13 protein-coding genes are annotated in these 12,034 nt (G+C 48.8%); 7 read left to right on the forward strand and 6 right to left on the reverse strand.

The window, feature by feature from the left end; translation table 11 throughout:
• The first annotated feature begins 1 nt into the window (after position 1).
• From WG31_RS10930 to WG31_RS10945, 4 genes are all read left to right on the forward strand, one after another.
• Positions 2-1,147: an anhydro-N-acetylmuramic acid kinase gene (locus WG31_RS10930; RefSeq protein WP_063354535.1), complete on the forward strand. Its 1,146-nt coding sequence runs from the start codon at positions 2-4 to the stop codon at positions 1,145-1,147.
• 32 nt (positions 1,148-1,179) lie between these two features.
• Entirely contained in the window at positions 1,180-1,671 is a 492-nt protein-coding gene (locus WG31_RS10935; RefSeq protein ID WP_006115910.1) for a hypothetical protein, read from the forward strand.
• A 158-nt stretch (positions 1,672-1,829) separates the two neighbouring features.
• Complete coding sequence (locus WG31_RS10940; RefSeq protein WP_081461426.1) at positions 1,830-2,027, forward strand: DUF3311 domain-containing protein; 198 nt, start codon at positions 1,830-1,832, stop codon at positions 2,025-2,027.
• A complete protein-coding gene (locus tag WG31_RS10945; RefSeq protein ID WP_063354536.1) occupies positions 2,024-3,478 on the forward strand; it encodes a sodium:solute symporter family protein in 1,455 nt (484 codons plus the stop codon). Before WG31_RS10940 ends, WG31_RS10945 begins: the two co-directional genes overlap by 4 nt.
• Before the next feature lie 72 nt (positions 3,479-3,550).
• Here the strand turns inward: WG31_RS10945 and WG31_RS10950 are convergent, their stop codons facing one another.
• Complete coding sequence (locus WG31_RS10950) at positions 3,551-3,937, reverse strand: hypothetical protein (RefSeq protein ID WP_063354537.1); 387 nt, start codon at positions 3,935-3,937, stop codon at positions 3,551-3,553.
• 109 nt (positions 3,938-4,046) lie between these two features.
• On the opposite strand from WG31_RS10950, the gene alkB reads away from it, so the two are divergent.
• Together alkB and WG31_RS10960 are read left to right on the forward strand one after the other, a co-directional pair.
• Positions 4,047-4,715: a DNA oxidative demethylase AlkB gene (gene alkB / locus WG31_RS10955; protein WP_063354538.1), complete on the forward strand. Its 669-nt coding sequence runs from the start codon at positions 4,047-4,049 to the stop codon at positions 4,713-4,715.
• A 45-nt stretch (positions 4,716-4,760) separates the two neighbouring features.
• On the forward strand, positions 4,761-5,918 hold the full coding sequence (locus WG31_RS10960; protein ID WP_063354539.1) for a serine hydrolase domain-containing protein: 1,158 nt from the start codon (positions 4,761-4,763) through the stop codon (positions 5,916-5,918).
• A 103-nt stretch (positions 5,919-6,021) separates the two neighbouring features.
• On the opposite strand, the gene WG31_RS10965 is transcribed toward WG31_RS10960, so the two are convergent.
• On the reverse strand, positions 6,022-6,390 hold the full coding sequence (locus WG31_RS10965) for a helix-turn-helix domain-containing protein (protein WP_003626381.1): 369 nt from the start codon (positions 6,388-6,390) through the stop codon (positions 6,022-6,024).
• A 369-nt stretch (positions 6,391-6,759) separates the two neighbouring features.
• Here WG31_RS10965 and hmpA point away from each other — a divergent pair, with 369 nt between their 5' ends.
• On the forward strand, positions 6,760-7,974 hold the full coding sequence (gene hmpA, locus WG31_RS10970; protein WP_063354540.1) for an NO-inducible flavohemoprotein: 1,215 nt from the start codon (positions 6,760-6,762) through the stop codon (positions 7,972-7,974).
• A 55-nt stretch (positions 7,975-8,029) separates the two neighbouring features.
• Here hmpA and WG31_RS10975 read toward each other — a convergent pair whose 3' ends face one another.
• The 4 genes from WG31_RS10975 to WG31_RS10990 form a co-directional block, all read right to left on the reverse strand.
• Positions 8,030-8,704, reverse strand: coding sequence for a methionine ABC transporter permease (locus tag WG31_RS10975; protein WP_063354541.1), 675 nt, complete (start codon positions 8,702-8,704; stop codon positions 8,030-8,032).
• Positions 8,685-9,668: a methionine ABC transporter ATP-binding protein gene (locus tag WG31_RS10980; protein ID WP_063354542.1), complete on the reverse strand. Its 984-nt coding sequence runs from the start codon at positions 9,666-9,668 to the stop codon at positions 8,685-8,687. Before WG31_RS10980 ends, WG31_RS10975 begins: the two co-directional genes overlap by 20 nt.
• The gene (locus WG31_RS10985) at positions 9,665-10,477 is read right to left on the reverse strand and encodes a MetQ/NlpA family ABC transporter substrate-binding protein (protein WP_006115902.1); all 813 of its coding nucleotides are present in this window, start codon (positions 10,475-10,477) and stop codon (positions 9,665-9,667) included. The genes WG31_RS10980 and WG31_RS10985 overlap by 4 nt, the downstream gene beginning before the upstream one ends.
• 98 nt (positions 10,478-10,575) lie before the next feature.
• Positions 10,576-12,003 carry an FAD-binding oxidoreductase gene (locus WG31_RS10990; RefSeq protein ID WP_063354543.1) on the reverse strand — a complete coding sequence of 476 codons (1,428 nt, stop codon included), beginning with the start codon at positions 12,001-12,003 and terminating at the stop codon, positions 10,576-10,578.
• Positions 12,004-12,034: the final 31 nt, after the last annotated feature.

The raw sequence follows: 12,034 nt of genomic DNA on the forward strand, positions 1-12,034 counted from the left end.
TATGTCTTTGCTTTCTCCCCTTACCGCCATTGGGCTTATGAGTGGCACATCACTTGATGGCGTAGATGCAGCTCTCATACAAACTGATGGCACACGTATATTCCGGCACGGCCCAGCGCTGACCGTGCCTTATACGGCGGAATTACGGGCACGCCTGCGCCGCATACTGGATGAAGCTCCTCAGCTTGCGTCTTCTGATCCTGCATTACTGTCTGCAGAACATGATCTGACAAAGGTGCATGCCATAGCTGTTGAAAAACTGCGCCAAATGGCACCTGATATGCCAGCCGATCTTATTGGCTTTCATGGTCAGACCATTCTGCACCAGCCTGGGCGCACATGGCAGATTGGCAATGCCATTGCGCTTTCTTCTGCTACAGATTTGCCTGTTATCCATGACTTTCGCAGCGCTGATGTACACGCAGGCGGAGAAGGTGCTCCGCTGGCCCCCTTATATCATGCAGCCCTTTTGCACGATCAGCCACGCCCTGTTGCAATCCTGAATATTGGAGGCGTTGCTAATCTTACTCTGCTGACCTCAACAGGTGAGATTCTGGCCTGTGATACAGGCCCCGGCAATGCTCTGCTGGATGACTGGACTTTCCGCCATACTGGCATCCCCTACGATAAAGATGGGCGCTTGGCACGCAGCGGTAAAGTGTCTGCATCTATTCTGAAGCAGCTCGTAGCACATCCATTTTTTAGCAAACCAGCCCCTAAATCTCTCGACAGGCTAAGCTTTCATACAGCCTTGCAAAATATTGCTGCGCTCTCCCCGGCAGATGGAGCTGCCACACTGGTTGCCTTTACTGCGGAAACCATTGCCCGCACGCCTTTACCAGAGCAGCCTCAAGCATGGTTTGTGTGTGGCGGCGGCCGACATAACTCTGCTATTATGGAAGCACTTACTCAACGGTTACCCGGCCAAGTCTCTCCGGCAGAAATTCTTGGATGGAATGGGGATGCGCTGGAAGCCGAGTGCTTTGGATTTTTGGCTGTAAGAAGCCTGTATGGGTTCCCTTTATCACTTCCATCCACCACAGGTGTACCTGCCCCTCAACAAGGTGGCCGGTTAAGTTGCGGCGGCATTACACCATGGAAGGCGAAAGCTGTTTTAAACACGAAATTGCAGTATAATATTGCCTAATACATTTCATTGAACAGGAAAGACTCAAAACCATGAAACGCTTTCTGGCATTTGGCCTGTTGCTTGCTGCCCTTGGCGCGCCGGTACTAGCCTGTTCTGCAAGTGCGCAAACCGTTATTGACGGCAGCGATAAAAAGGCATCCCCTTTTGTAAAAAATACACTCAAGACGCTTACAAAACGCTTTCCGGATACCCACCCTTTTTTCCGCGCAATAACTACGCACCCCAATGCAGAAAAGAAGCAGGTTGTGTGTGGGGAAATCAGCCTGAGTTCCAGTAAAACACCAGAACCCGATAGCTTTATGCTGTTTGGTGCTACGGAAGGTGAAAACGCACCTATTGTTTATGAACCTCGTGAAATCCCACCATCTATTGATTCACGTGAAGTAAATCTGTGGATCAATCACGGAGCGGATCTGGCAGATTTGGAAGAAATGGGTTGCGTGCCAGAGGGTAGCTATCGGCAATATGGCGATAAGCTAAACCAAGTTTTACAGAATAAAAAGCACAGCGCCACACGCTAAAACATCAAGCTGTTTTTTCTGCCCCACTACAAACAGCACCCCTGTTTGTAGTGGAAAAGACACAACTTGGTTGCTCGAACCAAAAAGACATACAGAATAATTGACAGGCGGTAACTTTCATCGCCATCCTTCTCCCGGTCGCGAACAAAAAAAACAAAATGACCGGGTTTTCTGTAATGAAATATCTGAACCTCCTACTCGCCCTGCCCTTTTTAGGGTTACTTTGGACGCCCCTGTATAATAGGCACGATCCTGTTTTGTGGGGTTTTCCATTTTTCTACTGGTACCAATTCGCATGGGTACCAGTAACGTCTGCTCTTATCTGGATTGTCTGGAAAAAGGGGCAAAACACATGAGCACCATAAACCCTTGGGCGCTTGGCGTTTTTGTTTTCTTTTTTGCCGCGACCATTGTTGTTGGCAGTTCCATACAATGGATACGCGGCCTGTTTCATGCCAAACGTGATACCGACAGCCATGAGGAATGGTCACTCGGTGGGCGAGAATTTGGGCCGTGGGTAACATGGTTTTTGGTGGGAGGAGACTTTTACACCGCTTATACGGTTATTGCAGTACCTGCGCTGGTATATGCGGCGGGAGCATATGGCTTTTTTGCGCTGCCTTATACCATTATTGTTTATCCCTTCATTTTTCTTGTTATGCCAAAGCTTTGGAAGATTGCGCGCGCAGGCGGGCACGCAACAGCGGCAGATATTGTAAAGGCACGCTTTAACAGCCGGGCACTGGAAGTGATTATTGCCTTAACCGGGCTGGTAGCGGTTATGCCTTATATTGCGCTCCAGCTTATTGGTATCCGTACTGTGGTGCAGGCTTTAGGATTACCGGGCGATCTACCACTCATTATCGCCTTTATTTCCCTAGCCGCTTACACATGGTTGGGAGGGCTACATGCTCCGGCACTTACGGCCTTTATCAAGGATATTATGATCTATATTGCCGTGCTGGTAGCGGTAACTGTTATACCCCTACACACCGGCGGTTACAGTGCCCTGTTTGCCTCTGCGGCACATACAGATACGGTGCTTAAAACCGGGCAAAGCTTACCTTATGCTACCCTTGCGCTTTCTTCCGCTTTAGCTGCATTTTTATATCCTCATACACTTACGGGTATTCTGGCGTCTCGTTCAGCAGATACCATCAAACAGAATGCTGTTTTCTTACCCGCATACACCATTGTATTGGGGCTTATAGCCATGCTGGGCTTTATGGCGCATGCGGCTGGCATTAACACCACCAATACCTCCATGGTTGTGCCAATGCTGTTCCAAAGTGTATTTCCTGCATGGTTTGCCGGTTTTTGCCTTGCTGCCATTGCCGTAGGGGCATTGGTGCCTGCGGCCGTTATGGCAATTGGCGCGGCCAATCTGGTCACCAACAATTTGCTTCCCCCACAGGCAAATCCAGTACGCACCAGCCGCATTGTAGCTTTTATAGTAAAAATTGGCGCACTGATTTGCGTATTGTTCCTGAACGCGCAGTTTGCCATTGATTTCCAGCTTTTGGGAGGCGTGTTTATTCTACAAACATTCCCTGCGCTTATTCTGGGCCTGTTTCGTGTGCGCTTTTCTGCCGTCGCTATGCTGACTGGGTGGGCTGTAGGCACAGTTTTTGGTGTTAGTATTTGCTGGATGGACGGCCTAAAACCTATTCACCCCGTTAATCTGGGGCTATTTTCTGGCAATATTTCTACTGGCCTTCTTTCTCTGGTTATCAATATTGCCATAGTTGCACTTGTATCCGTGATGGCCCCCGCCAAACAGAATATCCCAGCTAATACAACTGTCTGATGCACAACAGGTGTTAAAAAAGGAAGGCTTATCCCAAGCCTTCCTTTTTTCTTAGAAAATCTGCCGTTCCCATTAAAAATTCAGAAAAACGGTTGAAGCTTTTTTTCGATTTCCCGTTTTCTGAAATTCCAGTGTCTGGTCACGCACAAGCTGATAGAGATCTATCCCTTTCTGGCGTGCGGGCTCTTCCAGTTCTGCGTAGATATCTTCAAGCAGATAACCTTTTTGTCCTACTTGTCGTGCAAGTAAAGGAGAACGATTCTGCTGGCGACATGTTTCCAAAAACACACTTAAAGCCGCCTCACCTTGGGGCTGTAAGTCCATGGGAGAACGCGCCAGAAAATCCACCTCTGCGTTCAGGCCTATAAAAACCCCACGAAACATACGGCTACCGGCATTAAAGCTGATAACAGCCGGAATGCCGCCGATAAACATCATATCCCGACCAGAAACCGACATTGCTGGGGATCTGCTCCTTCTGTTTCAAACGTAGGTGCTGCTATACTCTTTCCATGCTGTGCCAGAGAGCGCACATCACCGCAAACACTTTCCACACAGAGCTTTCACCATGAAAGACAATCGTTCCGTGCAAATGGATTTTCTTTTGCCAGATATCCGGCCAAACTCCGTGCAGTTGAATGCCGGAGCCGTATTATTGCCCGGTTTCGCTTTGCATGATGCTGAAGCCTGTATGCTGGCTGTTCACCGCATTACGCAGCAAGCGCCATTTAGAAAAATGTACACCCCGGGCGGAGGCCAGATGTCTGTTGCCATGACGTGCTGCGGCCCATTTGGATGGGTTAGCACATCACAAGGCTACAGCTATACCAGAGTAAACCCTTTTACTGACCAACCTTGGCCAAATATGCCTACCATTTTTCAAACTTTGGCGCACAAGGCTGCCCAAAAAGCTGGTTTCGCACAATTCCAGCCCAATGCCTGCCTTATCAATTCTTACAGTCCTAGTGCACGCATGGGCCTTCATCAAGACCGCGATGAAGGATGTACGGAACAGCCTGTGGTTTCTCTCTCATTTGGCTTGGAAGCGGTTTTTCTGTGGGGAGGGCTCAAAAGATCAGATCCTACTCGACAAATTTTGCTCAGGGATGGAGATGTTCTGGTGTGGGGTGGGCCTGATCGCTTACGCTTTCATGGCATAAAACCCATTCGGGCTGGCACACATGCCAGAACAGGAGAAACCCGCCTGAATATTACCTTTAGATTTGTGGCGACTTGAACCAATTGAATTTTCTCATGGTGTTTTCTTATAAGGCAGAAATATATGCCCTCTTCTTTTAGCCGTCGTATTTTGCTTACGGGAGCAGTAAGCCTATTCTATTCCTCAACAAAGAAAAGCATGGCATCCGATACCCAAAACAACTTTACACAAGTGGAACGCATTTTTCAGGATGCCATCAAAAACGGTAAAACACCGGGAGCCGTTGCCGCCATTGCCCATAAAGGCCAAGTGGTTTGGAAAGGTGTGTTTGGGCAACGCGCACTTGTACCTCATCCAGAAGCCATGACATGGGATACGCTGTTTGATATGGCGTCTCTTACCAAAGTGCTCATTACTGCTCCGGCCATCATGCAGTTGTATGAACGTGGATTAGTCCAACTAGATATGCCGGTTTGCCATTATCTTCCTGAATTTTCCGGACAAGGCAAACAGGAAATTACTGTTCGCCAGTTGCTCACGCACTATTCCGGTTTACCGCCAGATCTGGATCTTTCAACACCGTGGATAGGCCGTAATACAGCTATACAGATGGCATTTTCCTGCACGCCCATTCATCCTGCGGGAGAGCAGTTTGTTTACAGTGATATCAACTTTATCCTGCTTGGGCTGATTGTAGAAAAGCTCTCTGACCTGACCCTACAAGACTACGCAACACAAAATATTTTCAAACCACTGGGCCTAAAAAGAACCTTTTTTACTCCAGCCCCCACACTTTCCAGCACAATTGCCCCTACTCAGTATGATGAAAAGGGAAACCTTCTCCGTGGTATCGTACATGATCCCACAACACGCCGGATGGGAGGTATCGCAGGTCATGCAGGATTATTTTCCTGCGCGGATGATATGACACGCTACGCCATTGCGCTGCTCAACAAACGCGCCGGGTGTTCTTCTCCTTTTCCACTTAAGGCAGAAACACTGGTCATGATGTCATCCCCGCAGCAACCTGCGGGCAAAACCGATCAACGAGGTTTAGGGTGGGATATTGCCACTCATTATTCTACCCCGCGAGGTGATTACTTTCCCATAGGATCGTTTGGCCATACCGGTTTTACGGGTACATCTCTGTGGTTAGTGCCGCAAACAGATAGCTTTGTTCTGATTTTAACAAACAGGGTTCACCCATACGGAAAGGGCAATGTTATTGTCTTACGGCATGATGTTGCTTCTGCGGCAGCTTTGGCTTTAGAGCACCTTTGAACAGCAACTTTATACAGGCAACTTCTTTTCAGTGTTCATAAAGGTGCTCACCTATGAACACCGAAAAGAAGTTGCCTAACATATAAAAATTTACCCGATAAATTTAGTCTTCCTGTCGGGCCATCCGGGCCTGCCGTTCTAACCATTTTTGAGCAGATACTTTGCGAGATGGATCAAGCATACGGTAAAGCCGGATCACATCATGCTCATCGGGTGTAATCACCAACTCAATATCTTCCTGCACGTAGCCGGTCAGAAAAATTTCTGGGTCAACATTAAAAAGTGCCGCCAGTTTGGGAATATGCTTTCTGGCGCTTCCTTCCCGTCCGGTTTCCCAAAAAGCGATAGCTGGCCTTGAAACCCCCAGCGCGTCTGCAACCTGCTGCTGCGTAAGTCCAGCGGATTTACGCAGGATCTTGATCCTTTGCCCAAGATCTATCCCGGGTGAAATAACGTCGTCCTGGTCAGCCATTGCTCTTTATATCCATTGCTCCAGAGTTACCGTGGTTCTTGTAGCATGCCCAATATTTTATGGTTGCCATATTTCATGCTCTGCAAAGTATGGCAGATCATTGCAAACTTAATAACCTGATAACATATTTTGTTATATGCAATAAGTAGTCTTAGATTTACAGAAATGCAAAATCAAAAATGTCTTTTTCCACAAATCGTTTAATATTAGCCATTATCTAACATAACATCCCAAATATAGTGCATCCATACACTTAAATATTGCATGCATCACAATGCAGCCATCTCCGCACAAAAGATGTGCATTATTGACATCTTTTTATGTGCCTATAAGATGTAACTGAAATACATTTTATACGGAATCCTCTCCATGCCTTCACCACTTGATGCAAAAACAATCTCAATCATAAAAGCCTGTGTCCCTGCGCTTGAAGCACACGGGCTGGATATTACGCAGGAAATGTATAAACGCCTGCTCTCCAACCCCGATATTCGGGATCTTTTCAATATGTCTCACCAAAAAGATGGTGAACAACCCAAAGCCCTTGCCTTGGCTGTGCTGGCTTATGCCCGCAATATAGAGAACCTAGGCGCACTAGGCGGCATGGTTGAACGTATTGCTGAAAAACATGTTGGACTGAACATTCTTCCAGAGCACTATCCCTACGTAGCTGATGCGCTTTTGGGAGCGATTGCTCAGGTATTAGGTGATGCCGCCACCCCCGAAATTCTGGAAGCATGGGGGAAAGCTTACTGGTTCCTGGCAGAAATTCTAATTGGCCGTGAAGAACAGATTTACGAAGCCCATGCCGCAGCACCAGGTGGATGGGTAGGCTGGCGGCCCTTTACGGTACGACGCAAAGTGCGGGAAAGTGATACCATTACATCCTTCGAGTTGGTGCCTGTTGATAACAAACCCATTATGAAGCACGAAGCCGGGCAATATCTCAGCTTTAAGCTGGATGTTCCTGAGCATGGCTCACAACGACGCAACTACAGTATTTCCTCCGAACCCGGCGCAGATCATTACCGCATTAGTGTTCGTCGGGCAGATGGGGGTGTGGTTTCTCAATGGCTGCATGATACTGTGCAAGAAGGACAGGTTCTGGACGTTTCTGCACCAGCAGGAGATTTTACCCCCGGAACAGAAAAAAACAGCAAAATCGTTCTGCTGTGTGCAGGTGTTGGGCAAACACCTTTTATTTCTACCCTTGGTGCATTTTTGAAAGATGGCACCAAGCGCAACATCCACTACATCCACGGTGTTCACACTGCACAGGATGAAGCATTTACGGATTATATCTCTGCCTTGGCTGAAAAAGATGCTCTTGAAGCTGATATTTTCTATAGCCACTCCCCTGTACCCACAAACCGTTCAAGCAAGAACGTGACGCTGCATGAAGGCAGAATCAGCGCAGAATGGATTAAACCTCGTGTAGATATAACCGCAGATTACAATATCTGTGGCCCCGATAGCTTTATGCGAGATATGATTAAAGTTCTCACAGAAGCTGGCGTACCGGAAAACCAGATCCATTATGAGCTCTTTGGGTCTGCGGCTGATGCAGAACTTGTAGGCGCTTAATTTTACAATGTTGGCCTCTCTATTTGATGAAGAATAGAGAGGCCATTTTTAAACTTTAGTCGGCTATTCTGATGCGCTCAGAATGGCGTAAGATGCGGGAAAGCCAGTTGCCCAAAGCCTGCATCCCCGTCACCAACACAATCAATACGGCGACCACTCCTAACATCACGGTAGTGTTAAAGCGCTGATAGCCATAACGAATAGCTAGATCCCCCAAACCGCCAGCCCCAATAGTGCCAGCCATAGCTGATGCACCCACCAAGGTCACCAGTGTAACCGTTATGCCAGATACAAGCGCTGGCATGCTTTCTGGTAGCAAAACATAACGGATAACCATCCACCGTGTTCCGCCCATGGCACGTACGGCATCCACCAATCCATGATCAACTTCCCGCAACGAAACCTCAGCAATGCGTGCAAAATACGGAATAGCAGCAATGGAAAGCGGGACAATGGCAGCCGTTGTGCCCAACGCACTTCCAACAACTATCCGCGTAAATGGAATAAGCAGCACCAGAAGAATAATAAATGGCACAGCCCGGATGGCATCAATCACCACACCAAGTAAACGTGGCAGCACAGGCAATGGGTAAAGGCCACCACGCCCTGCAACAACCATAAAAACAGCTAATGGCAGCCCAAAAATTACTGCAATAACCCCAGATACCAGCACCATTATCAGCGTTTCGACTGTAGCGTGCCATAGCAGATCAAGAATGAGCCGGGACATATCCTACCACTTCTGCTGCATGACAATTTTGCTGAAGAAAGTTCATGGTCGCAACGGAAACATCTCCAATCTGCAACAAAACATCCAACACCTGATATTCCGCATCCTCGGCAGGAATAACGCGCAACAAAGAGGCCTGTGTCTGGCACATCTGCTGCACATTTTGCAGTAACGGCGCCATAATTAGGTTCTGGTCCACCGTTAACCTGACCACTGCATGACTCCCTTCTTGTGGGCTGCGTTCCATATTCGGGGGTAAGGCAGCTTGCAGGCTGGTTTCTTCCAAAATATCCGCCGGAAGGCCTCGTGCCACAACCCGGCCATGATCCAACACAAGAACATGCCTGGCTAATGCACGCACAACGTCCATTTCATGTGTAATAAAAACAATAGTCAGCCCCAATTCACGATTGATGCTGTTTAACAAAGCCAATATCGACTCTGTCGTTTCAGGGTCCAACGCAGAAGTGGCCTCATCACACAACAGCAAGGCAGGTTGTGCTGCAAGGGCACGGGCGATACCAACACGTTGCTTTTGCCCGCCAGAGAGCATAGCCGGATATTTATGAGCATGATCGGCCAAACCCACCAGATCAAGCAGTTCCGCTACACGCTTCACGCGCTGATCCCGTGGTATGCCTGCAATTTCTAATGGCAAAGCCACATTGGCCGCCACAGTGCGGGATGTCAGCAAATTGAAATGCTGGAACACAAGCCCAATACGCCGGCGTAAAGGAATAATCTGAGATTCTGGAAGAACCGCCAGATCCTGCCCTTCTAACAAAATACGCCCCGATTGAGGACGATCCAGCCCGCACAGACACCGTAATAGGGTGGACTTGCCCGCCCCAGAGCGCCCGATGATGCCGAGACTATCGCCTTTTTCAACCGTAAACGAAATATCCTTAAGGGCAGGTTGGCCGCCAAATGAGCGGGTAAGATGTTCAACCTGTAAAAGACTCATGACCAACCCGGCACAACTGCACCATGAAAAGCCTGTGCCAACGCCTGTTTGACATTATCTTGCTGAAAAGCTGAAACCAGCTTGCTCACCCATGGTGCACCCTTATCTGCTTCGTTCACCGCAATAAAGCAGACATATGGGTTATTTTGTGGGGCTTCCTGCGCAATCCGTTCTTTCTGTAAATCAATACCTGCTTTGTTGGCCCAATCTGTATTTACCACAGCAGCATCCATATCTGGCAGTGCGCGCCCCACCATTCCGGCATCCATTTCTTTTACAGAAATCTGGCGTGGGTTTTCGGTAATATCCAATGCAGTCGGCACTAAACCAGCATCTTCTGCCACTTTAATCAGCCCCAGTTTTTGCAGCAGCAAAAGGGCACGCCCTTCATTTGTTGGGTCATTAGGCACACCAATAACTGCTTTGTTGGGCAGTTCTGCAACAGACTTCCAGCGTCGAGAATACAAACCTATAGGAGACAGATACGTGTTGCCGACAGACACAATATGGAAATTCTTGGCCTTGTTCTGTGCTTCCAGAAATGGCCCATGCTGGAACGCATTTGCATCCAGTTCGTGCTCAGCCAATGCCTCATTCGGCGCATTGTAATCTGAAAACGGAATAATCTTGAGTGTCAGCCCTTCCTTGGCGGCATTTTCTGCCACCACACGCCAAACATCTTCATCTTCACCGGCAATAATGCCGATCCGCAAAACCTGACCATCTGCACGCGCAACACCGTAGGGGGCCATCATGGCCACGCCCATTCCGGCAAGCATTACCCTACGGGATAAAAAGGACGAAGACATGATTTATAGTCCATTCCAGATAAATACGATTTTGTGTGTATAAACAGAAAATAACACGTAAATGTCAAGTTTATACGGGCGAGCCACCCGTACGCTCCTTACCCTTTGAACACAGGCCCTTCTGGCAACAGCTTGCCGGGATTTAGAATGTTCAACGGATCCAGCGTTGCTTTCAACGCACGCATGACAGACAGAGCCCCTGCCCCGTGCTCGGTTTCAAGAAATTCCAGCTTGCCCAAACCCACACCATGTTCACCACTGCATGAGCCCCCCATCGCCAAGGCTCGTGCAACAATCTTGCGATCAAGATCAAGCGCGCGGGCATGCCCGGTATCACTATCTTCTGTCATGATCAGGGTATGGAAATTGCCATCACCAACATGACCTAAAATAGCAGCCTGCAAGCCAGAGGCCGCAATATCCTGCCGAACGCCATCTATCAGATCTGCCAAGCGAGAAATGGGCACAATGCAATCCGTGCTGATAACACGCGCTGCAGGATCAATCGCTTTGGCAGCCCAAAACGCATTGTGCCGCGCCTTCCAAAGGCGTGCACGCTCATCCGCCGTATCGGCCCACATAAAGCGCAACCCATTGTTTTCGCGCGCAATGTCTTCCGTAACACTCACCTGTTCACGCACGGATTCTGGCGCACCAGCAAATTCAAAAAACAGGGTTGTAAGAGGCTGTAGATCTGTCAGGCCAGAATAACTGATACTGGCAGCCATCTGCACATCGTCCATCAGTTCCACCCGGGCGATAGGCACCCCCATCTGGATGATTTCAATAGCTGTGCTGACGGCATCATGCAGATTTTCAAACTGGCAAATGGCAGCCGAGAGCTGTTCGGGAATACCATGGAGGCGCAACTGCACTTCTGTAATAATCCCTAGCGTGCCCTCAGACCCTACGAACAAAGAAGTAAGATCATACCCGGTGGAAGACTTGCGCACCCGCCCACCAGTACGAATAACCTCTCCATTTGCCAGCACAACAGTTAACCCAAGCACATTTTCTTTCATGGTGCCGTAACGCACAGCGGCTGTGCCAGAAGCACGCGTGGCGCACATGCCGCCCAATGTTGCTTCCCCACCCGGATCAACCGGAAAAAACAAGCCCGTATCCCGCAACTGAACATTCAGCACTTGCCGGGTCAGACCCGCCTGCACACGGCAATCCAGATCAGCCGGATTAACTTCCAGCACTTCTGTCATACGGGAAAGATCAAGGCTAATGGCATGCTCTGGGGGCGTAACATGCCCTTCCACCGATGTGCCTGCCCCAAATGCAACCACTGGAACCTGATAATGATGGCAAAGCTTGAGCACTTCAGACACATCCGCCGTGCTTTCAGCAAACACCACGGCAGTGGGCATGCGGGCCACCTGCAAAGCCTCTCCATGACTATGGGCTTCACAAACAGACTCATTGCACGAAACACGTTCATTAAACTGTGCTTTTAGTTCCGCCAGCACAGCCTCAGCCCGCTTGGCAGCGTCTGCATGGGGTAATGAAGTGTTTATCATATTCTGTCCTGTCTTTCCGATAAGCGGCGAC

This window comes from Acetobacter oryzifermentans, from assembly GCF_001628715.1.
GTDB lineage: Bacteria > Pseudomonadota > Alphaproteobacteria > Acetobacterales > Acetobacteraceae > Acetobacter > Acetobacter oryzifermentans.

What these genes read in the sequence shown, in the direction of transcription:
- WG31_RS10930 (WP_063354535.1), top strand. Translation starts at nt 2, where the DNA reads ATGTCTTTGCTTTCTCCCCTTACCGCCATTGGGCTTATGAGTGGCACA.
- WG31_RS10935 (WP_006115910.1), top strand. Translation starts at nt 1,180, where the DNA reads ATGAAACGCTTTCTGGCATTTGGCCTGTTGCTTGCTGCCCTTGGCGCG.
- WG31_RS10940 (WP_081461426.1), top strand. Translation starts at nt 1,830, where the DNA reads ATGACCGGGTTTTCTGTAATGAAATATCTGAACCTCCTACTCGCCCTG.
- WG31_RS10945 (WP_063354536.1), top strand. Translation starts at nt 2,024, where the DNA reads ATGAGCACCATAAACCCTTGGGCGCTTGGCGTTTTTGTTTTCTTTTTT.
- WG31_RS10950 (WP_063354537.1), bottom strand. Translation starts at nt 3,937, where the DNA reads ATGTCGGTTTCTGGTCGGGATATGATGTTTATCGGCGGCATTCCGGCT.
- alkB (WP_063354538.1), top strand. Translation starts at nt 4,047, where the DNA reads ATGAAAGACAATCGTTCCGTGCAAATGGATTTTCTTTTGCCAGATATC.
- WG31_RS10960 (WP_063354539.1), top strand. Translation starts at nt 4,761, where the DNA reads ATGCCCTCTTCTTTTAGCCGTCGTATTTTGCTTACGGGAGCAGTAAGC.
- WG31_RS10965 (WP_003626381.1), bottom strand. Translation starts at nt 6,390, where the DNA reads ATGGCTGACCAGGACGACGTTATTTCACCCGGGATAGATCTTGGGCAA.
- hmpA (WP_063354540.1), top strand. Translation starts at nt 6,760, where the DNA reads ATGCCTTCACCACTTGATGCAAAAACAATCTCAATCATAAAAGCCTGT.
- WG31_RS10975 (WP_063354541.1), bottom strand. Translation starts at nt 8,704, where the DNA reads ATGTCCCGGCTCATTCTTGATCTGCTATGGCACGCTACAGTCGAAACG.
- WG31_RS10980 (WP_063354542.1), bottom strand. Translation starts at nt 9,668, where the DNA reads ATGAGTCTTTTACAGGTTGAACATCTTACCCGCTCATTTGGCGGCCAA.
- WG31_RS10985 (WP_006115902.1), bottom strand. Translation starts at nt 10,477, where the DNA reads ATGTCTTCGTCCTTTTTATCCCGTAGGGTAATGCTTGCCGGAATGGGC.
- WG31_RS10990 (WP_063354543.1), bottom strand. Translation starts at nt 12,003, where the DNA reads ATGATAAACACTTCATTACCCCATGCAGACGCTGCCAAGCGGGCTGAG.